The sequence below is a fragment of the Thermocatellispora tengchongensis genome (assembly GCF_014202315.1).
GTDB lineage: Bacteria > Actinomycetota > Actinomycetes > Streptosporangiales > Streptosporangiaceae > Thermocatellispora > Thermocatellispora tengchongensis.
In genome coordinates, this window is sequence record NZ_JACHGN010000013.1 from 176429 (window position 1) to 194546 (window position 18118).

Annotated in this window: 18 protein-coding genes and 1 pseudogene; 8 read left to right on the top strand and 11 right to left on the bottom strand. The window is 71.4% G+C overall.

Going from position 1 to position 18118, the window contains the following annotated elements; translation table 11 throughout:
- The first annotated feature begins 68 nt into the window (after positions 1 to 68).
- On the top strand, positions 69 to 1067 hold the full coding sequence (locus tag HNP84_RS28685) for an NAD(P)/FAD-dependent oxidoreductase (protein ID WP_185053066.1): 999 nt from the start codon (positions 69 to 71) through the stop codon (positions 1065 to 1067).
- On the opposite strand, the gene HNP84_RS28690 is transcribed toward HNP84_RS28685, so the two are convergent.
- The 3 genes from HNP84_RS28690 to HNP84_RS28700 all read right to left on the bottom strand — a co-directional run bounded on the left by HNP84_RS28690 (position 1052) and on the right by HNP84_RS28700 (position 3831).
- A complete protein-coding gene (locus HNP84_RS28690) occupies positions 1052 to 1399 on the bottom strand; it encodes a site-specific integrase (RefSeq protein WP_185053067.1) in 348 nt (115 codons plus the stop codon). The two genes, HNP84_RS28685 and HNP84_RS28690, sit on opposite strands and share 16 nt — an antisense overlap.
- Positions 1381 to 2289, bottom strand: a complete 909-nt coding sequence (locus tag HNP84_RS28695; protein ID WP_185053068.1) for an aldo/keto reductase — start codon at positions 2287 to 2289, stop codon at positions 1381 to 1383. The genes HNP84_RS28690 and HNP84_RS28695 overlap by 19 nt, the downstream gene beginning before the upstream one ends.
- A gap of 582 nt (positions 2290 to 2871) precedes the next feature.
- Positions 2872 to 3831, bottom strand: a complete 960-nt coding sequence (locus tag HNP84_RS28700) for a cation diffusion facilitator family transporter (RefSeq protein WP_312925895.1) — start codon at positions 3829 to 3831, stop codon at positions 2872 to 2874.
- Between the two features lie 607 nt (positions 3832 to 4438).
- On the opposite strand from HNP84_RS28700, the gene HNP84_RS28705 reads away from it, so the two are divergent.
- The gene (locus tag HNP84_RS28705; RefSeq protein WP_185053069.1) at positions 4439 to 5062 is read left to right on the top strand and encodes a hypothetical protein; all 624 of its coding nucleotides are present in this window, start codon (positions 4439 to 4441) and stop codon (positions 5060 to 5062) included.
- Positions 5063 to 5094: 32 nt separating this feature from the next.
- On the opposite strand, the gene HNP84_RS28710 is transcribed toward HNP84_RS28705, so the two are convergent.
- Genes HNP84_RS28710 through HNP84_RS28725 form a run of 4 tightly spaced genes read right to left on the bottom strand, consistent with a single transcriptional unit; the run spans position 5095 to position 9665 of the window.
- A complete protein-coding gene (locus HNP84_RS28710; RefSeq protein WP_185053070.1) occupies positions 5095 to 5895 on the bottom strand; it encodes a cyclase family protein in 801 nt (266 codons plus the stop codon).
- 19 nt (positions 5896 to 5914) lie between these two features.
- Positions 5915 to 6859 carry a fumarylacetoacetate hydrolase family protein gene (locus HNP84_RS28715; protein WP_185053071.1) on the bottom strand — a complete coding sequence of 315 codons (945 nt, stop codon included), beginning with the start codon at positions 6857 to 6859 and terminating at the stop codon, positions 5915 to 5917.
- The gene (locus HNP84_RS28720; RefSeq protein ID WP_185053072.1) at positions 6856 to 8115 is read right to left on the bottom strand and encodes an MFS transporter; all 1260 of its coding nucleotides are present in this window, start codon (positions 8113 to 8115) and stop codon (positions 6856 to 6858) included. The genes HNP84_RS28715 and HNP84_RS28720 overlap by 4 nt, the downstream gene beginning before the upstream one ends.
- Before the next feature lie 26 nt (positions 8116 to 8141).
- Positions 8142 to 9665, bottom strand: a complete 1524-nt coding sequence (locus tag HNP84_RS28725) for a class I adenylate-forming enzyme family protein (RefSeq protein WP_185053073.1) — start codon at positions 9663 to 9665, stop codon at positions 8142 to 8144.
- Between the two features lie 143 nt (positions 9666 to 9808).
- On the opposite strand from HNP84_RS28725, the gene HNP84_RS28730 reads away from it, so the two are divergent.
- The 3 genes from HNP84_RS28730 (at position 9809) to HNP84_RS28740 (ending at position 12779) form a co-directional block, all read left to right on the top strand.
- The gene (locus HNP84_RS28730; protein ID WP_185053074.1) at positions 9809 to 10456 is read left to right on the top strand and encodes a TetR/AcrR family transcriptional regulator; all 648 of its coding nucleotides are present in this window, start codon (positions 9809 to 9811) and stop codon (positions 10454 to 10456) included.
- Positions 10457 to 10781: 325 nt separating this feature from the next.
- Positions 10782 to 12068 (top strand): aspartate--tRNA(Asn) ligase, encoded by a 1287-nt coding sequence (aspS, locus tag HNP84_RS28735; protein WP_185053075.1) that lies wholly within the window; start codon positions 10782 to 10784, stop codon positions 12066 to 12068.
- Positions 12069 to 12344: 276 nt separating this feature from the next.
- A complete protein-coding gene (locus tag HNP84_RS28740) occupies positions 12345 to 12779 on the top strand; it encodes a hypothetical protein (RefSeq protein ID WP_185053076.1) in 435 nt (144 codons plus the stop codon).
- Positions 12780 to 12858: 79 nt separating this feature from the next.
- On the opposite strand, the gene HNP84_RS28745 is transcribed toward HNP84_RS28740, so the two are convergent.
- Positions 12859 to 13437: a TetR family transcriptional regulator gene (locus HNP84_RS28745; RefSeq protein ID WP_185053077.1), complete on the bottom strand. Its 579-nt coding sequence runs from the start codon at positions 13435 to 13437 to the stop codon at positions 12859 to 12861.
- Here HNP84_RS28745 and mca point away from each other — a divergent pair.
- Positions 13420 to 14290 (top strand): annotated as a pseudogene (gene mca, locus HNP84_RS28750) (mycothiol conjugate amidase Mca). The gene HNP84_RS28745 and the pseudogene mca overlap by 18 nt on opposite strands.
- 87 nt (positions 14291 to 14377) lie before the next feature.
- Here the strand turns inward: mca and HNP84_RS56770 are convergent.
- The 3 genes from HNP84_RS56770 to HNP84_RS28765 all read right to left on the bottom strand — a co-directional run bounded on the left by HNP84_RS56770 (position 14378) and on the right by HNP84_RS28765 (position 16882).
- Positions 14378 to 14599: a mycothiol transferase gene (locus HNP84_RS56770; protein ID WP_221336871.1), complete on the bottom strand. Its 222-nt coding sequence runs from the start codon at positions 14597 to 14599 to the stop codon at positions 14378 to 14380.
- 205 nt (positions 14600 to 14804) lie between these two features.
- Complete coding sequence (locus tag HNP84_RS28760; protein WP_185053078.1) at positions 14805 to 16229, bottom strand: MFS transporter; 1425 nt, start codon at positions 16227 to 16229, stop codon at positions 14805 to 14807.
- A 107-nt stretch (positions 16230 to 16336) separates the two neighbouring features.
- A complete protein-coding gene (locus tag HNP84_RS28765; protein WP_185053079.1) occupies positions 16337 to 16882 on the bottom strand; it encodes a TetR/AcrR family transcriptional regulator in 546 nt (181 codons plus the stop codon).
- A gap of 267 nt (positions 16883 to 17149) precedes the next feature.
- Between HNP84_RS28765 and HNP84_RS28770 the strand changes: the two genes are divergently transcribed.
- Both HNP84_RS28770 and HNP84_RS28775 read left to right on the top strand, forming a co-directional pair.
- A complete protein-coding gene (locus tag HNP84_RS28770) occupies positions 17150 to 17596 on the top strand; it encodes a nuclear transport factor 2 family protein (protein ID WP_185053080.1) in 447 nt (148 codons plus the stop codon).
- Entirely contained in the window at positions 17593 to 18054 is a 462-nt protein-coding gene (locus tag HNP84_RS28775) for a MarR family winged helix-turn-helix transcriptional regulator (protein WP_185053081.1), read from the top strand. Before HNP84_RS28770 ends, HNP84_RS28775 begins: the two co-directional genes overlap by 4 nt.
- Positions 18055 to 18118: the final 64 nt, after the last annotated feature.

Genomic DNA, 18118 nt, shown 5'->3' on the forward strand with positions numbered 1-18118 from the left:
CGGGGCGGTCAGAAAGTGGGCAGCGCATGGCCTGGTGGACGATCGGTCACCGCAGGGACAGTGCCGGCATGCATGAACGTAATCATCATCGGAGCCGGGCCCCCGGCCTGTCCGCCGCGATGCTGCTGGCCGTGCGCGGCCATCAGGTTACCGTCCTGGAACGCGACCCCGCCAGACCGCCCGCACGGGGGGAGCAGGCATGGACGTCGTGGGAGCGGCCGGGCGTGAGCCGGCTCCGGCTGCCGCACCTCATGATGCCGCGGGGGAGGATCCTGCTGGAAACGGAACTGCCCGAAGTGGTGGCCGGGCTGGAGACGGCAGGCGCGCTGCGGCACAACATGATCGCCGCGGCGGCGATTCTGCCCGGCGGCGGTGGCAGGCAGGACGGGGACGCGCGTTACGACACCCTGGGCGCCCGCCGGCCGCTACTGGAGTCCGTGCTGGCCGCCGCGGCCGACCGTACTGCCGGCGTCACCGTGCGGCGGGGCGTGGCAGTGACCCGGCTGCTGCCCGGACAGGCGTGCCTTCCGGGCGTGCCCCACGTGACCGGCGTCCAGACCGGCGACGGAGAGGTGCTGAAGGCCGACCTGGTCGTGGACGCGACCGGCCGTAAGTCGCAGATCTTCAAGCTGCTCGCCGAGCTCGGGCCCGTCCAGGACACCGAGGACCGGGCAGGGGCCGGGTTCGTGTCATCCGGCCCGGCCAGGCGACGCGACCTGGTCGCCGACGGAAAGCCCGTGGTCACCGGTCTGCTCGCGATCGGCGACGCCTGGGCCAGCACGAATCCGACCTTCGGCCAGGGGCTGGCCATGGGCCTGCTGCAGGCCACCCTGCTGCGGGACGCGCTCGACACCGTTTCCACTGCGGATCCCGTCAAGCTGACCCTGGTCTTCAGCGAGTACCTGGTGGCCGGCGCCGCGCCCTTCTACGAAGGACTGCGCGGCTGGGACCACCACCGGATCGCCGAGATCGACGCGCACATCAAGGGCGAGAGGCGTGTCGGCATGCGGCTGGAAGTCGCCGACGTCCAGCGCGGACGCCTCAGAGCCGCTCAGCCCCACGCGTAGACGACCTTGAACAAGGGGGCGTCCCGACAGCGGGCCGGCGCACCCTTGTTTCCCTGCCGTAGCGTCTGTCCCATCTGGTCGTCGGTGTAGTCGAGGAAGCGCTGGACCTCCTCGCGGGTCATCGGCCGCCGCCCCGGACCGGCGAGTGCGTCCGCCGCACGCTCGTCCAGACAGATCTGCACGGGAACGCTGCCTAAGCGGTCCTGGCACTCCCTCGTCCACCCCTGGTGAAGCGCGGTCACGCAGTCGCAGAAGCACCGCAGCGCGGCATGATATCCACGGATCGTCGTGTGTGCACGGCGCAGTTCGACGGTCAGGTGCGTGATCCACAAGTGAACGTGCTCTGGCGACCATTGCCAGGGATAGGCGCCGGTGAATTGCGCGAATCTGCGCACGACGTCCTCACGCAGGCTGATCGTGGCGGGCACGTCGGCGAGCGTTCAGAAGGAGGCGATCCGGTCGCGTTCTCCGGCCGTGAGCCGCACCTCCATCGCTGCGAGGAGAGTGGCGAACTGGGTGAGCGCGGCGCCACCAGCGCCGAGATGACCGCCGGCTCAGCCGGCACCCAGGCCAGGGCCAAGGCCGCGGGCGGCAGATCGTAATCCTCCGCCGCCTCCACCAGCCGAGCGATCCCGCGCGTGAGATGTCCTTCGTCGTGCTCGGCGTACCAGCCGGGCAGAAGGTCCAGCCGGGACCCCGCCGGAGTGCCCGCACGGTGTTTCCCGGTCAGCAGACCGCCCGCGAGCGGGCTGAAGGCGGTGAAGCCGGCCCCGCTGCCGGAGCACGCGACCATGACGTCGCTTTCGGCGGCGCGGTTGAGCAGGTTGTAGTCGTCCTGGACGTTGATCGGCCGCGTCACGCCGAGCCGGTCGGCCGCCTCCACCACCGGGCGGAAGTGCGTGCCGGTGCAGTTGCTCATGCCGTAGTGCCGGATCTTCCCCTCACGCGCGAGGCGGTCGAACGCGGTCACCGTCTCCTCGACGGGCGTGCCGGGATCGTGCACGTGAGTGAGATAGAGGTCGAGGTGGTCGGTACGCAGCCGCCGCAGGCTCACTTCCACCTGCCGGCGGATGTGCCGCTCCGACAGCCCCGCGCCATCGCCCACCGGCTTGCCCACCTTCGTCGCCACCACGACCTGGTCACGCACGCCCCGATCCGACAGCCACCGGCCCAGCCACTCCTCCGAGCGCCCGCCCCCGTAGGAGTCGGCGGTGTCGAACATCGTGACTCGGTGGTGGTGGCGGCCGCCGGCGCGGGGCGGTGACGACGGGCCTCTTGACTCCGTGCCGCCGACAGCCGACAGCCCGCCTCCACCTCGACCCTGATCAGCTCGTGACCCTCTGGACGCCCACGGAGACGCCGGCCGTGCCAGTGGGCATCCCAGTCCGGGAGACAAGGAGAGCCCCGCGTCGGACGGCGAGCCGGGCACGGACGATGTACCGAAGATGGTGCGCCGCGGGCCTCGCCCGTCTCATGCATCGCCGCCGGCGCATGTTCGGCATCAACTTGGGCGCCCCTGGCATCCCACCGAGATCGCCATCGCGGTCTGCGGGGGCATCCCGCTGGGCACGATCACTGTCGTGGCGTCGGGCGTCCGGGGGCGCTCGCCGAGCGTGGCCGCCATGGTCAAGTCAAGCCGTAGGAACGCGACGACACCGACGCCATCCGCCTGTACGAGAAGCTCGGCTTCCGCCTGCGCCGCACCACGACGTTCCAGTCCGCCCGGACCCCGCCCGCCGGGCGTCCCGATGAGGCCCGGCGGGGAGCGGGACCGCCGCCCCGGCGCGTGCGGGACCGCGGCGAATCAGCGGCCGTTCGACAGGGCGGTGTCCGCGGCCGGCGCGCCGCTGGACGGAGGGCCGACGTGGACCAGCACGTCGACCAGTTTGGGCACGCCCGTCAGCAGCGCGTCCCGGGCCCGGTCGGCGACCTCGTGGGCCTCGGCGAAGGACAACTCGCCGGTGGCGCGGATGGCGACCTCCGAACGCAGCCGATGCCCGACCCAGCGCATGCGTACGGTGTCGACGCCCGTCACGCCGGGGACCCGGGACAGCAGGTCCTCGGCCCGGGAGATCAGCGCCGGATCCACCCCGTCCATCAGCCGCCAGTAGATCTCCTTGGCCGCCCGGGTGAGCACCATGACGATGGCGGCGCAGATGATCAGCCCGACGACCGGGTCGGCCCAGGGGAGGCCCAGGGCCACCCCGCCCGCGCCGAACACCACCGCGAGGGAGGTGAGCCCGTCCGTCCGGGCGTGCAGGCCGTCGGCCACCAGCGCGGCCGACCCGATGCGGCGGCCGACCCGGATCCGGTAGACGGCCACCAGCTCGTTGCCGGCGAAACCGACCACCCCGGCGGCCATCACCCAGCCGACGTTCGCCACCTCCTGTGGATCGAGCAGCCTGCGGACGGACTCGTACCCGGCGACCGCGGCCGAGGCGGCGATGGTCAGCACGATGAACACGCCCGCGATGTCCTCGGCGCGCCCGTAGCCGTAGGTGTAGCGCCTGGTCGCGGCGCGGCGCCCCAGGACGAAGGCGAACCACAGCGGCACCGCCGTGAGAGCGTCGGCGAAATTGTGCACGGTGTCGGCGAGCAGGGCCACCGAGCCGCTGATCGCGACGATGCCGGCCTGTAGCGACGCGGTGACGCCCAGGCCGACCAGGCTGATCTTCAGCGCCCGGATGCCCTCGCCGCTCGCCTCCAGCGCGTCGTCCACCGAGTCGGCGGCGTCGTGCGAGTGCGGCGTGAACAGATGGCGCACCCGGGCCGGCAACCCACGCCGTCCCGGCCCCCCCGTGGCCGTGCCCGTGTCCGTGCCCGTGCCCATACCCGTGTCCATTGCCGGCCGTGGCGTGCTCATCCGCTCGCTTCATTCCGCATCCGATCGCCGTCAGGGGACAGGGCGCGCGCCCGGCGCCTCGCGCCGTCATTCCGGTCACCTATATCTGAGTTAAATCCATAATTCGGCGATTATGCAAATCGCGGAACCCGGTCATTTGTCGCGGCGTCCGGCTATTTATTGGCGTGGCATTGTTGCGTGTGATTCGCAACAGCGGAGCGACTTCATCAAGGGAATGTGGGCAGGTGCATTCCGTTTCCGGGCGCCCGGCCGGGTCGACGGTGGCGCCGATCGGGAGCGCGGCCGATCTTCATGAGCCGCCGCCGCGCCGGAGGCGGACCGGAGAAGGTCACGTACAGGTAACCCGAATGGGGCGGGGGAGCGGCTGTGAGATTATCGCCGTGGACGATTCCGATCGAGAGGGGGCGTCCTTCTCATGGCCCGACCTTCTCGCCCGCCGAATCGCCGCCATGAGGTGAAGCCCCCGAGATGGTGGCGGCATCCCGCGGCGAGGTGGACCGGCGGCGCGGTGCTGACGCCGGTATTGGTGGCGATGCTGATATTCGTCATTCAACGGCCGTTCGGGCCGGAGGCGAGCGCGCCGCCGGCCACGCCGACGCCCTCCAGGCCCGCGGAGCCGCCGATCGTCGTGGACCTGGTCTCCGTGGAGACCGACGCGATACCCAGGGATCCGACGCGGGCGTTACGCGATCCGGTGCATTTGGACGGCGGGCAGCTCGCGGCGCTCAACGCCATGACGGAAGAGCAGGCCGAAGCCTGGTTCCGGCGGCAGGGCGTCGCCGAGGACAGTCTCATCAAGGTGGTCCTGCGCGGCAACAACGACAAAAAGGTGAGGATCGTCAACATGGTGGCAGACGCCACGTGCGGCCCACCCTTCTCCGGCACACTGTTCTACAGCCCTCCCGGCGGTGCCGATGACGACATCATCAAGCTGGGATTCGATCTCGACACCCCCACTCCGAGGGCGCAGCTCCTGGAAGGGTGGGCCTGGCGTGGCGACTACTTCACCAAGAAGACGATCTCGCTCGCCCGCGACGAGGACATCACGTTGCTGCTCGTTCCCGAGACGTCCGAACACTATGCGTATGAACGCGCGTACGACGAACACATCTCCGGCTCCGGCGACGACTAGGGCCCTGGAGGGCTCGTCTCGATCCGAGCCGGTCAGTCGCCGAGGAAGGCCACCACCCGGGCGGGGGCCGCGCTGGTGCGGGGGAGCTTGAGCGGGAAGAAGCCGACGGTGAATCCGGTCGGCGGCAGGGCGGCGAGGTTCGTCAACTGCTGGACGATGAACGCCTCCTTGTCGCGGATCGCGAAGTGTCCGTCCCAGATCTGGGCGGGGTCGCCGGTCTCCTCGAAGGCCCTGCGCATGACCGGGAAGGGACGGTCCCAGGCGAGGGCGTCGGTGCCCAGGATGGAGGCGCCCAGGGAGGTGAGGAAGCGCGTGCCGTCGCCGGTCATGCCCGGGTAGTTGTAGTACTCGGCGTCGGCCATGGTGTAGCGCTCCTGGCCGGTGCGGATGAGGACCGCGTCGCCGTCCTGGATCTCCCGGCCGGTCGCCTCGATCGCCGCTTGGAGGCCCTCGATCGGGATCGCGGCCCCCGGCTTCACCCAGCGGCGGACGTCCAGGACCATGCCGGGGCGGAACAGCTCGTCGAGGGAGATGTCGCTGATCGTACGGGCGGGCTTGCCCTCGATCAGCCGTCCGCTGTGCAGGGGGGCGTCGACGTGGGTGCCGCAGTGGGTGTTCATCTCGGTCAGCATGTCCTCCCCCCAGCCCTCCCCGTCGGGGAGGTCGGAGGCTTGGCAGCCGAAGATGGACATCATCCGCTCCAGGCCGCCGGACTCGGGGCTGAGGTACTGGATCCGCGGGGCGATCACGGTCTCCAGCGCCTTGAAGGACTCGTGGACGCGGGCCCGGTTCTCCGGGTCCATGGTGCGCGTCAGGTCGACGAGAGTGGGCATGGGCATCTCCTTCACGTGGTCAGCAGCCGGTCCGCAGCGGGATCATCGGCGGCGCCGGGCGGACGGTCTGGCGGGTGTGTCCCAACGCGGGTCCCTGGAGTGAGACGACGTCGCCCGGCCGCAACCAGCCGGAGAATCCGGCCATGTCCGGGGTGTCGACATGCTCCAGCAGGCAGCCGCCGGGGACGGTGCCGGACCCGATCACGTCGCCCGGCAGCAGGTCGGTCCCCCTGGAGAGGTAGGCCAGCAGCTCACCGAACGTCCAGTCCATCGCGGCCAGGGTGCCGCGCGAGACCTCCCTGCCGTTGACGGTGGCGGACACCTCCAGGTGGAGCCGGCCATCGCTCCGGTACGGTTCCAGCTCGTCGGCGGTGACCAGGGCGGGGCCGAGGGTGATCGCGCTGTCCTTGGCCTTACCCATCCCGATCCCCTGCGCCATGTCGCGCAACTGGTGGTCGCGGGCCGTCCAGTCGTTGTAGAAGGTGTAGCCGACGATGTGCTCCTCGGCGGTGTCCGGATGCAGATCCCGGCCGCCGCGGCCGATGACGGCGCCGATCTCCAGCTCGAAGTCGAACAGCTCGCAGCCGGGGGCGATCGGCACGTCGTCGTACGGCCCGACGACCGCCGCGGGGTTGCCGAAGTAGAAGGCGGGGGTCTGGGACCAGGCCGGATGAAGCTCCCCGCCGCGGCCCATCGCCCGGTAGCAGCCGCGCAGGTGGTCGAGGAAGCACAGGCCGTCGCGGATCGAGGGGGGCCGCGGGATGGGCGCGAGCAGCCGTACCTCGTCGAGCGGCCGGACCTCGGTGGGGGCGGTACGGGCGGCGGCGCCGGCCTCGGCCAGGCGCTCGCCGTCATCGCCGAGGAGCGACAGCAGGGTCACGCCGGCGCCGAGCCCGCGCACGGTCGGGCCGTCCAGGATGCCGGTCCGCGGCCCGGAGCCGGCGTCGTAGGTCACCCACTTCACGAGTGCATCCCTTCGATGGTGGTGATGGAGCGCTCCGGTGCCGGGGACGAGGACGGGAACCGGGGGGCGCTGAGCAGTAGCGCCGCCGCGAGCGCCAGGAGCGCGACGGCGACCAGCAGCGGCGCCGTGTAGCCGCCGGTGACCGCGAGCAGCCAGGCCATCATCAGCGGGCTCGCGCCGACGCCGAGCATGAACACCGCGTAGAAGACGCCGAACATCCGGCTGTACCGGGCCAGACCGTAGTACCTGGCGGTGAGGTAGCCGATGAGGTCGACTTCGGCGCCGAGCGCGAGGCCCACCCCGACCGCGGCGGCCGCGGCCAGCGCCGGGCCGCCGGCCAGCAGGGCGACGTACCCGAGCGCGGCGAGGAGCAGTACGGCGGCGGCGACGCGGGGGGCGAAGAGCCGGTCCACGAGCAGGCCCACCCCGACGCGGCCGACGATCACCGCGATGCCGACCAGCCCGGCGGTCGTGGCGGCGGAGGCCGTGCTGACGCCCGCGTCACGCAGCATCGGCACCAGGTGCACGGTCATCCCGCCGACGGCCAGCGCCAGCGCGAGGAACGCCAGCGCGAGGCGGGCGAACAACGCGCCGCGCAGGACCGGGGCGATGCGCTCGCGGGCCGCAGGCGCGGTCGTGGTCCCGGCGCCGCGCCTGGGCATCAGGAGCAGTACGACCAGTGCGGCGGCGAGCACGGCGGCACCCAGGATCTGGTAGCCGGAGCGCCAGTTCTCCGCGATCCGCGCGCCGAGGAGCTGGGGCACGACGAACGCGACGAGCCCGGCCCCGCCCAGGGCGATGCCGAGCGCGAGGCCCCGCCCGCGGTCGAAGCGCTCGTTGACGGTCCGGGTGAACGAGACCGCGGTCGACGCCGCCGCGAGCAGGTACATCAGCACCCAGATCGCGAGGTAGCCGAGGAACGACGGCCCGCTCGCCGACAGCAGGAAGTAGGCCAGGCCGAGCGCTCCCATGGAGATCGTGGCGGGCAGCCGCACGCCGAGGCGGTCCACGACCATGCCGACGAGCGGGGCGGTCAGGATCGTGATCGTGGAGCCGGCGAGCTGGAGTGCGGAGAGCTGGGCGCGGGTCCAGCCGAACTCGGCCTCGAGCTCGGGGACGAACAGCCCGTTGGTGTAGAAGGGCAGGACGGCGACGCCGGCCCCGATGCCGACGGTCGCCGCGGTCAGGGCCCGCCAGTGGCGGCGGAACTCCGCGCCGGCGCCGAGCGGCGCCGGGTGGAACGGCTCTGTGGTCATGGATTTCTCCCGTCGGGGCGGAGGGATCAGGGGGTGGACAGGATCTCCGCGCGGAGCACGTCCTTGCGGATCTTGCCGACGCTGGTTCTGGGCAGCTCGTCGCGGACCACGACGTGGCCGGGGACCTTGAACCGGGCGAGCCGGTCCCGGCACCAGGCGAGAATGTCGCCGGGGTCCGGCCGGCGTCCCGGCAGGGGCACGACGTGCGCGACGATCGCCTCGTCGTGGACGGGATCGGGGATGCCGTGGACCGCCGACTCCAGCACGTCGGGATGCTCGTTGAGCACCCGTTCCACCTCGCTCGCGGCGACGTTCTCGCCCGATCGTTTGACCATGTCCTTGGCCCGGTCGACGAAGTAGGCACGGCCCTCGGCGTCGAGCCGGACGAGGTCGCCGGTGCGCAGCCAGCCGCCGGCGAGGAGGGCGGCGCTCTCCTCGGGACGGCCGTCGTAGCCGTCGGTGACGTCCACGCCGGGCACCCCGCCGACCTGCAGTTCGCCGGGCACCCCGGCGGGCACCGGCCGGCCGTCGGAGTCGACGACGCGGACCCGGACGCCGGGCAGGGGCAGCCCGATCGAATCCCATCGCCGCCGCTCGTCGAGCGGATTGACGAACGGCGGCAGCACCGTCTCGGTCATCCCGTAGAGCTGGACCAGGGGGGCGCCGAAGCGGGCCTCGAACTCGCGGGCCTGGGCGTCGGCGAGGTTCTGCGCGAACAGCACGAGCCGCAGGTCGTTGTCGGCGTCCGCCGGGTCCGGTTCGGACCGCGCCAGCACCATGCGTACCGGGGCCGCGAACAGGCTCGCCAGGGTGGGCCGCAGCGTGCGGACCTGGCGCGGCCATCGGCTCGCCGAGAACCGCGCGGTGAGGGCCACCGACGCGCCCGCCACGAGCGCGGACATCACGCAGTAGTACTGGGCGTTCGCGTGGAAGAGCGGGAGGGTGACCAGCCATCGGTCGGCCGCGGTGACGCGCAGGTGCTCGCGCATCGCGGTGCCGACTCTCACGTAGTTGGCGTGGCTGACACGCACTCCCTTGGGGCGGCTGGTCGTGCCGGAGGTGAACATGATCGCGGCGAGCCCCGGCCGCGGTCGCGGAGCGGCCGGTGGCCCGGCCTCCGGCCGTCCGGTCACAAGGTCCTCCGTGGTGAGCACCGGGAGCCCTTCCGCCGCGGCGGCGACGGTCTCCCGCAAGGCGGGCTCGGTGACCGACACCACCGCGCGCGAGTCGGCGACCTGGTGGGCGACCTCTTCGACGGCCGAGAGGGGGTTCACCGGGACGAGCACCGCGCCGAGGCGGGCGCAGCCGAACAGCAGGTCGAGGAACTCGGGCCGGTTCGCCGTCATCAGGTGGACGCGGTCACCGGCGCCCACGCCGTGCCGGGCGAGGAACGCCGCGGTCGCCTCGGCGCGGCGTACCTGCCGGCCGTAGGAGATCTCGGTGATCCGCCCCGACTCGTCCTCGAACAGCAGGAACGGTGCCGAAGGATCGGTCTCCGCATGGCGTGCGAGCAGGGTGTGCGCGTCGTGCCGGATCGGTGCAGTCGCCATCGTGCGACCTTTCGTTCGTTCTGGCCGATCACAACGAAGCCGTACCGGAGTACAACTTTGTGAAACGCGACGGTAAACGACGGCGGGCGCACGAAGCAAGACCCGAGTACAACTTCGTGGGCGGGTGTGGTCTACTGGGCGTGATGAATCTTCAGACCGGCGCCACGATCCGGGAGCTCGCGGCGGGCGGCGCCGACGCCGCCACGGCCCCGCCGCTCACCCGGCGCACCCGCAAGCGCAACGAACGGCGAGATCGCGTGTTCCAGGCGGCCATCGCCCTGTTCGTCGAGCGGGGGTTCGAGGAGACCTCGATGGACGACATCGCCGCGCGCTCCGGCCTGGCGCGGACGACGGTGTTCAACCACTTCCCCCGCAAGGTGCTGTTCCTGGAGGAGTGGACGCTGCGGCGCAGGCAGCGGGCGGCGCGCTCGTTCGGCGACGCCGACCTCGCGGGGCGCCCCGTACGCGAACTGCTCGGCGGCTACCTCGCCGCGCTCGCGGAGCTCAACCACGAGACCCGCGCCGAGACGTCCGCCATCCTGCCGCCGACGCTGCAGAACACCGACGTGTTCGTCGCCCATCCGCTCGCGCGCGACCTCGCCGACCTCGTGGTGGAGGCCGGCGCGCGGCTCCGGCCGCCGGCCGACCCCCACCGGGTCGGCAGGCTTCTCGCGCTGGGCTACTTCTCCGCGGTCATGCGATGGATCGAGACCGAGCCCGCCCCCTTCGACCTCGGAGAGGAACTCGCCGCGCTGCTCGGCACCGTGCTCGACGGCGCCCTCGCCCCGTGATGCTCCCCGGCCGCAGGCGGGGACGGTGCGCCGGGAGCGGTGATCGTCGTACACTGGGCGGCAACGCGTTGACGGAGACGAGTAGGTCCGGGATCACGCGGGTCAGAGAGCCGCCGGTAGCTGCGAAGGCGGTCTCGCGCCCCGGAACGAAGACCCTCCCGAGTGCGGGGAGGAACGGCGAGATCGCCCAATGCCCCGCCGGCCGGCCCCCGTGACCGGGCCTTGACGAGGCCGCCGTCTCGGCGGCGGCGAAAGTGCGGTGGCACCGGGAGCACCCTTCTCCCCCGCACTCCCAAGGGATCGCTCATATTCCACGAGGAGTGTGATGATCTCTCGTATCCTGGCCGCCGACCTGCCCGCGCACGTCGGCGACCGTGTCCGCCTCGCCGGCTGGCTGCACCGCCGCCGCGAACTCAAATCGGTGTCGTTCCTGGTGATCAGGGACCGCTCCGCACTCGCCCAGATCGTGCTGCGGCGCCCCGTCCACCTGGCGGAGGAGACCGTGGTCGAGGTCACCGGCACTGTGGCCGCCAATCCACAGGCCCCCGGCGGGGCGGAGCTGGTCGACCCGGTGATCGACGTACTGTCCGAGCCGGTGCAGCCGCCGCCGTTCGACCTGTACCGGCCGGTCGTCTCCGGCGCTCTGCCCACGATCCTCGACCACGCTCCTGTGGCGTTGCGGCATCCCCGGCTCCGGGCGCCGTTCGAGATCGCGGCCGCCGGGGTCGCCGGGTTCCGGGCCGCACTCGACGGACTCGGCTTCGTCGAGACGTCCACCCCGAAGATCGTGGGCTCGGCGACGGAGTCGGGGGCCAACGTCTTCGGCATCGACTACTTCGGCAGGCCCGCGTTCCTGGCCCAGTCCCCGCAGTTCTTCAAGCAGACCCTGGTCGGGGTGTTCGAGCGGGTGTACGAGGTCGGGCCGGTCTTCCGGGCCGAGCCGCACGACACCGCCCGGCATCTGGCGCAGTACACCAGCCTGGACGCCGAGCTGGGCTTCATCCACGACCATCGCGACGTCATGGCGGTGCTCACCCGCGCGCTGGCCGGCATGCACGCCGCCGTCGCCGAACGCGCCGTGAACGCGGTCGCCCTCCTGGGCATCGACGTGCCGAAGGTCCCGGAGGAGATCCCGGCGATCGACTTCACCGAGGCGCAGGACCTGCTCGCCCGGCACACCGGCGAGGATCCCCGCGGTGAGCCCGACCTGGCGCCCGCCCACGAACGCCGGCTCGGCGAGTGGGCGCTGCGCGAACATGGCTCGGAGTTCCTGTTCGTCACCGGGTATCCGATGGTCAAGCGCCCGTTCTACACCCATCCCGACCCGGCCCGCCCGGCGTACTCGCGCAGCTTCGACCTGCTCTTCCGGGGCCTGGAACTGGTGACGGGAGGCCAGCGGCTGCATCGCCACGCCGACTATCTGGCCGCACTCGCCGAGCGGGGCGAGGACCCGCGGGCGTACCAGGGATATCTGGCCGCGTTCGCCCACGGCATGCCGCCGCACGGCGGCTTCGCCATCGGCCTGGAACGCTGGACCTCCCGGGTGACCGGCGCCGCCAACGTGCGCCAGACCACCCTGTTCCCGCGCGACCTGCACCGTCTCACTCCGTGACCGCGCCGCCCGGCCCGTACTTCGCCGGGGCGGCCGGCATTCCGGCGGCGGGAATTTGCGCGACGAAACAGTCCGGGTGAAATAGGCCCGCGGCACGGGGCGCCGCGGGCCTGTTTGGGCCGGTAGCCGCCGGTGCGCCATGCCCGGGCCTCGGGTTCTGTGATATTCGCCGCAATTTCCGGGCGAACTCCCGCCCGATAAGGGCTGTCGAAGGATGTGGATTCGGAACACGGGGGCGGGCCAACGCCCGGCAGTCCACAAAAAGGGGAGACGAACATGCGGAAGATGCTCGCGGGCGCCATCGTCGCGGGAGGAGTGGCCCTGGGGCCGCTCGCGGCCATGGCCCCGGCCCAGGCGGCCGTGACGACCCAGGCCGTCTCGGATGCTCAGGCGGGGGCCACGGCCACCTGGGGAAAGAAGTTCACCTACCACGCGCCCGACAGGCGTGGATACTTCAAGGGGCACTGGGTCAAGAGGGGCGGCGACTACTACTTCGGAGGGCTCCTGTACGACCGGCACCGCGGCAGCGCGTATACCACGGTGAAGTTCCGCTATTTCGACGACACCGGGAAATTCGAGACCTGGTCCGCGAAGACCACCGCCCCCGATTACTACATCAAGGACTTCGAGTTCCAGAAGGACTTCGACATCAAGGTGTGCAGCGGTGTCCACCACCGCCTGAAGTGCGGCCCTTGGGTGGACGTCTTCTGATCGGCCGGCCGTGCGCGGGCCGTCACCCCGGCGCGCGCAGGCAGGCGGTCCGCACAACACGGCCCGGCGGGGCTCGACGCTACCGCCGGGCCTGGCGTACGGCGTAGTGGGCCAGGGACGGTTCCAGCAGTCCGAAGACCTGGCCGGCCGCCCGGCTCATGGTGGTGGCGATCTGCTGGTGGGTCTGGCCCGCCACGACCAGGTCCATCACGTGCTGGAACAGGGTGCGGTGGGCGGCGGCCAGCAGAGCGGCCGCGGCCCTGGGGGTGAGGTCGCCCGGAGCCGCCCCGGTCTCGGTGGCGAGCACGTGGGCCAGGGTGTCCTCACGCTGGTCGTGCAGTTCGCGCAGCCGGGCGTTGAGGGTGGGGCTGGCGGCGATCATCTGGGCGAACGCCGGGCTGGAGAAGCCGGCCACGGCGTCGTGCCGCTCGACGGCGGCAAGGTACTCGCGGCGCAGGGCGGCCAGCGCGGATTCTCCCTCGCGCCGGGAGGCGACGGTACGGGCCAGGCTCGCGGTGAAGGTCTCGTGGAAGTCGAGGGCGAGGTCTTCCTTACGCGGGAAGTAGTTGGTGACGGTCATCTTGGCCACCTGGGCGGCGGCCGCGATCTCGGCGATGGTCACCGCCTCGAAGCCGTCCTGATGAGCGTCCACGCCCATCCCGACGACGAGTCGAGCAATGGCGCGGCGACACTCGCCAAGTACGCCGCCGAGGGCGTGGACGTCCTGGTGGTCACCTGCACCGGCGGCGAACGCGGCACGGTGCTCAACCCCGCCATGGACCGGCCCGGCGTGCGCGACAACCTCGCCGAGATCCGGCGCGCCGAGATGGCCGCCGCCCGCGAGATCCTCGGTGTCCGGCAGCGGTTCCTGGGCTTCGCCGACTCCGGGCTGCCCGCCGACGGCGAACCGCTGCCGGACGGCTGCTTCGCCGCCACACCGCTGGAGGAGGCGGCCGGACGGCTCGTGGCGCTGATGCGCCGGTTCCGCCCACATGTGGTGGTCACCTACGACGAGACCGGCGGCTACCCGCACCCCGATCACATCAGAACGCATGAAGTGACCGTCGCGGCGTTCGAAGCGGCGGGCGATGCCGGCCGGTTTCCCGCGGCAGGACGACCATGGCGGCCGCTCAAGCTCTACTATCACGGCGCTTTGTCCAGGGCGTGGTTCCAGGCGTTGCGCGACGGCATGACGGCGCGTGGCATCGCCTCCGGCATGGAGGCCGTGCTCGCCGGGTTCGGTGACGACGTTCCGGCACCGGAGTTCACCACCCGGGTGCCCTGCGCCGACTACTTCCCGCTACGGGACCGGGCACTGCTGGCGCACGCCACAGATCGACCCGAACGCCGGATTTATGCTCCACGACCGCGACATCGAACGCGAGGTGTGGCCCACCGAAGACTACTACCTCGCGCGTTCCCACGTGGAGGTATCCCTTCCCGAGAACGACCTGTTCGCCGGGGTGCGGCCCGAACCGCCGGCGGCGCTCGTCCCTGGGGCAGGCACATGACCGTCGCCGCGCCCGGCCTCGGGTCGCGCGGTGATCCCTGCGGCGGATCGCGACGGACGGTGTTCCCGCCGTTGCCGGCTTTCCCCGCTACTGCCCCACCCGGCCGTCGATGCATTCGCGCAGCAGGTCGGCGTGCCCGCAGTGGCGGGCGTACTCCTCGATCCGGTGCACCCACAACTCCCGGACGGCGATGCCGTCGCGGCCCACTCGCGTGCCCAGGTCCGGATACCCCTCCAGCGCCGCATCGGTCGCCGCCTGTTCACGAGCGAGATCGGCGAACGCCGCGTCGACCAGCGCCTGCTCCGCCACGGCTCTTCGTCGGGGTCCACCCACATGTCGGGGTAGACGGTGGCCTGGCTCCACCGCTCGGGCACGTCGCTCACCGTGCTCACGATGCTGAGCGGTGGCCCGGCGACGCAAGTGATCATCCGGGACTCCGCCACCGGCGTCACCAGGATCGTGGCGCGGTGGCGGACCGGAGTGCACGGACGGCGGGCGAGGGTGGGCGAGATCGTCAGGGGACGCGTGCCGGAGTCTTCGCCTCGGTGGGGCGAGCCGCCGTCTGCCGGGCCGGGCGGCGCAGGGTAAGGGCGATGGCAACACCGGCCAGGGTGAGGGCCGCGGCGGTGAACCCGGCGGTGCGCAGGCCGGGGACCAAGGCGGGGCCGGTCGCGGTGTCAAGACCCGAGGTGGCGACGGCGATCAGGACGGCCAGACCGACCGCGCCGCCGATCTGCTGCGTCGTCGAGGCCATGGCCGAGGCGATTCCCTGGTGCCGGGCGTCCACTCCGGTGGCCGCCGCGGCGAACATGGCGGTCCAGGCGATGCCCTGCCCCAGGCTGATCGCGACGATGCCGGGAAGCAGTGCCGGGTACCCGCCGGAGGGCGACATCGCGAGGGCGAGCAGGGTCATGCCCGCGGCGCCCAGCAGGAGGCCGATGACGATGGTGTTGCGGACACCGGTGGCCGCGAGCAGTCTTTCGCTCACCCGCGAGCCGGCCATGCCCATCAGCGCGGACGGCAGGAAGGCCAGGCCGGTGGCCATGGCGCTGTAGTGGTGCGCGTTCTGCAGGTACACCGTGAAGAAGTAGTACTGGGACCCGAAGGTGCCCATGAAGACGAAGGTGACGCCCATCGCCGTGACCAGGCTGCGGTTCCGGAACAGGCGCAGCGGCATGAGCGGGTGCGCCGTACGGGCCTCGATGGCGAGGAAGGCGCCGATCAGCAGGGCGCTGCCGGCGAGTGCCACGAGGGTCTGGGCGGAGCCCCAGCCGGCTTCCGGCCCCTGGACCAGGCCGAAGACCAGCGCGCTGAACCCGACGGTGGCGGTGAGCGCGCCGGCGAGATCGAAGCCGCGCCCTCGTTCCCGCGGCGGGTCCTTGGGGATGACGCCGAAGGCCACCGCGGTGGCGCCGAGCGCCAGCGGCACGTTGACGAAGAAGACCGACTCCCAGCCCAGGTAGTTGGTCAGTACGCCGCCCAGCAGCGAGCCCAGCGCGAGCCCGACGGCCCCGGCGCCGCCCCACGCCGCGAGGGCGCGGTTGCGCTCGGCGCCCTCGGCGAAGGTCGTGTTGATGAGGGAGAGCGTGGCCGGCAGCAGGAGCGCGCCGCCGAGCCCCTGCACCGCACGGGCGGCCACCAGCGGCCCGGGGTCCTCGGCCAGCCCGCCGGCGAGGGACGACAGGCCGTACAGCACGAGCGCGGTGGTGAACATGCGCCGGTGGCCGAGCAGGTCGGCCGCCCTGCCGCCCAGCAGGAGGAAGCCGCCGAAGGCGACCGCGTAGGCGCTGATCACCCACTGCAGGCTGTGCGCGTCGAAGCCCACCGCGTCGCCGATCTCCGGCAGCGCCACGTAGACGATGTTGTAGTCGACCGCGCTGATGAACTGCGCGAACGCGAGCAGGGCCAGCAGGGCCCCGGTCCCGCGCTGTTTCGGCATCACATGCCTCCAGGTAATTGGTTGACCGCTTACAAAAATAGTCAAAAGAGAGGCCGCCGAAGCGGCCATACAGGATGGGACGGGGTCGGGAGGGCGCGGTCGCGGCTCTAGCCGCGCAGGGTGCGCGCCCAGGGGGCGTCCACGGTGCCGATCCCCGCGGCGAGCACCACGTTGGCGAGCAGGGAGTCGGCGAAGTAGCGGCGGATCTGCTCGTCGGAGGCGCCTGAGGCGGCCCTGATGTACTCGACCTGCTTGGCGTAGCAGGCGCGTACGGCCTCGCCGATGACCGGCTCGCCGGCGGCGCAGTTGCCGTGCATGAGGATCATGAGGAGCTCCCGGTCGGCGACCACGTCGCCGTAGGACGACGCGAGCGCCTTGAGGATCACCTCCGGATCGGTGCTCCGGACGGAGCTGATCGTGGCCGCCGCCGCCTCCAGCAGCCGCTTGGAGCAGTAGTCGACCACCGCGGCGAACAGCGCCTCCTTGTCGGGGAACAGCCGGTACAGGTAGCCCTGCGAGATGCCCGCGGCCTTGGCCACCTCCATGGTGGACGTGCCGTAGTACCCGCGCTCGGCGAAGGTGCTGATCGCCGTACGCATCACCGTGGCCCGCCGCTCCTCCGCGGTCGAGCGCTGCCGCTCCCTCGTCGTCATGGAATTAATTAACCACTTCCATCGCGGGGCGTCAAACCGGCGGCCCTCCTCCTCTGCCCCGGCGATGGCCTGCGATCGGGTCATGGAGGGCGCCCTCCGCCCGGGGTCCGCCCTTCGATGTGCGCGACTTGACGCTCCCAGGATGCGAGTGATTAATTACTTCTATCTCGGCGCGGTCGAGCGCGCCGAAGGCAACTAAGCGATTCGCTGCTTACTTGCCTCTTCCTCAACAGCAAGATGATCGAGAGTGAAGGGACATCTGTCGCCATGACCGATCGAGCCACCATCGAGGCCACCGACGCCGACCGCATCCGGGCGCGGGCGCAGCAGGTCTTCCGGGATCATCTCGACCTGCTTTCGTCCGGCCGCACCGACGAGTGGGCGGAGCTCTTCACCGAGGACGGCGTCCTGGAGCACCCCTACGCGCCGGACGCCGAGGGGTACGAGAAGAAGATCGTGGGCCGGGCGAACCTCGCCGAGTACATCAAGGTGTTCCCGGCGACCTTCGACGTCGAGTTCGTCAACCTGCGATTCCACGAGACGATCGACCCCTCACTGGTCATCGCCGAGTTCAACAGCGTCGGAAGGCTCGTCCAGACCGGCCGACCGATCGAGCAGACCTACATCTCCGTCGTCGAGACCAGGGACGGGAAGATCAGCCGCTACGTCGACTACTGGAATCCGCTCCTGACCCCGGAGACCGTCTCCAAGTGATCGGACGGCCTCCATCCTCGGCCATCGATGTCGGCGGCGTGGTGCCTGGAACCGAGGCGCAGGGCACCGGTTCCAGGCAGCCGCTCGCGGCCGGGAAGGACGCCACAAGGGCCGGGCCGGGGTCGCTGACCATGACGCAACTGGCCGACGGTGTCGTCTACAGCCGCAGCGGCCTGACCTGCCAGGCCGGGCTACTGGAGAAAGCAGGGCTGATCAGGCGCGGGCCCGATCCCGACGACGACCGTGCCACCCTGGTCACGCTCACTCAAGCCGGGCTCGACCTGTTCCTCCGCATCCTCCCCGGCCACGTCGAGCTCTCCCGCCGCCTGCTGTTCGAGCCCTTGCCCGACGACGACCTGCACCGGCTCGGCGACATCATGACCCGCGTACGCGACCACATGCGCGCCCGGCCGGCCCGCTCCGCCGCCCCGCGCAAGCGCTCGGCCCGCTCGGGATGACCGCGGGAACCGCCGGGCCCAGGCGACGCCCGGCACGAGTCCCTATCGCGCGGCGATGATCAAC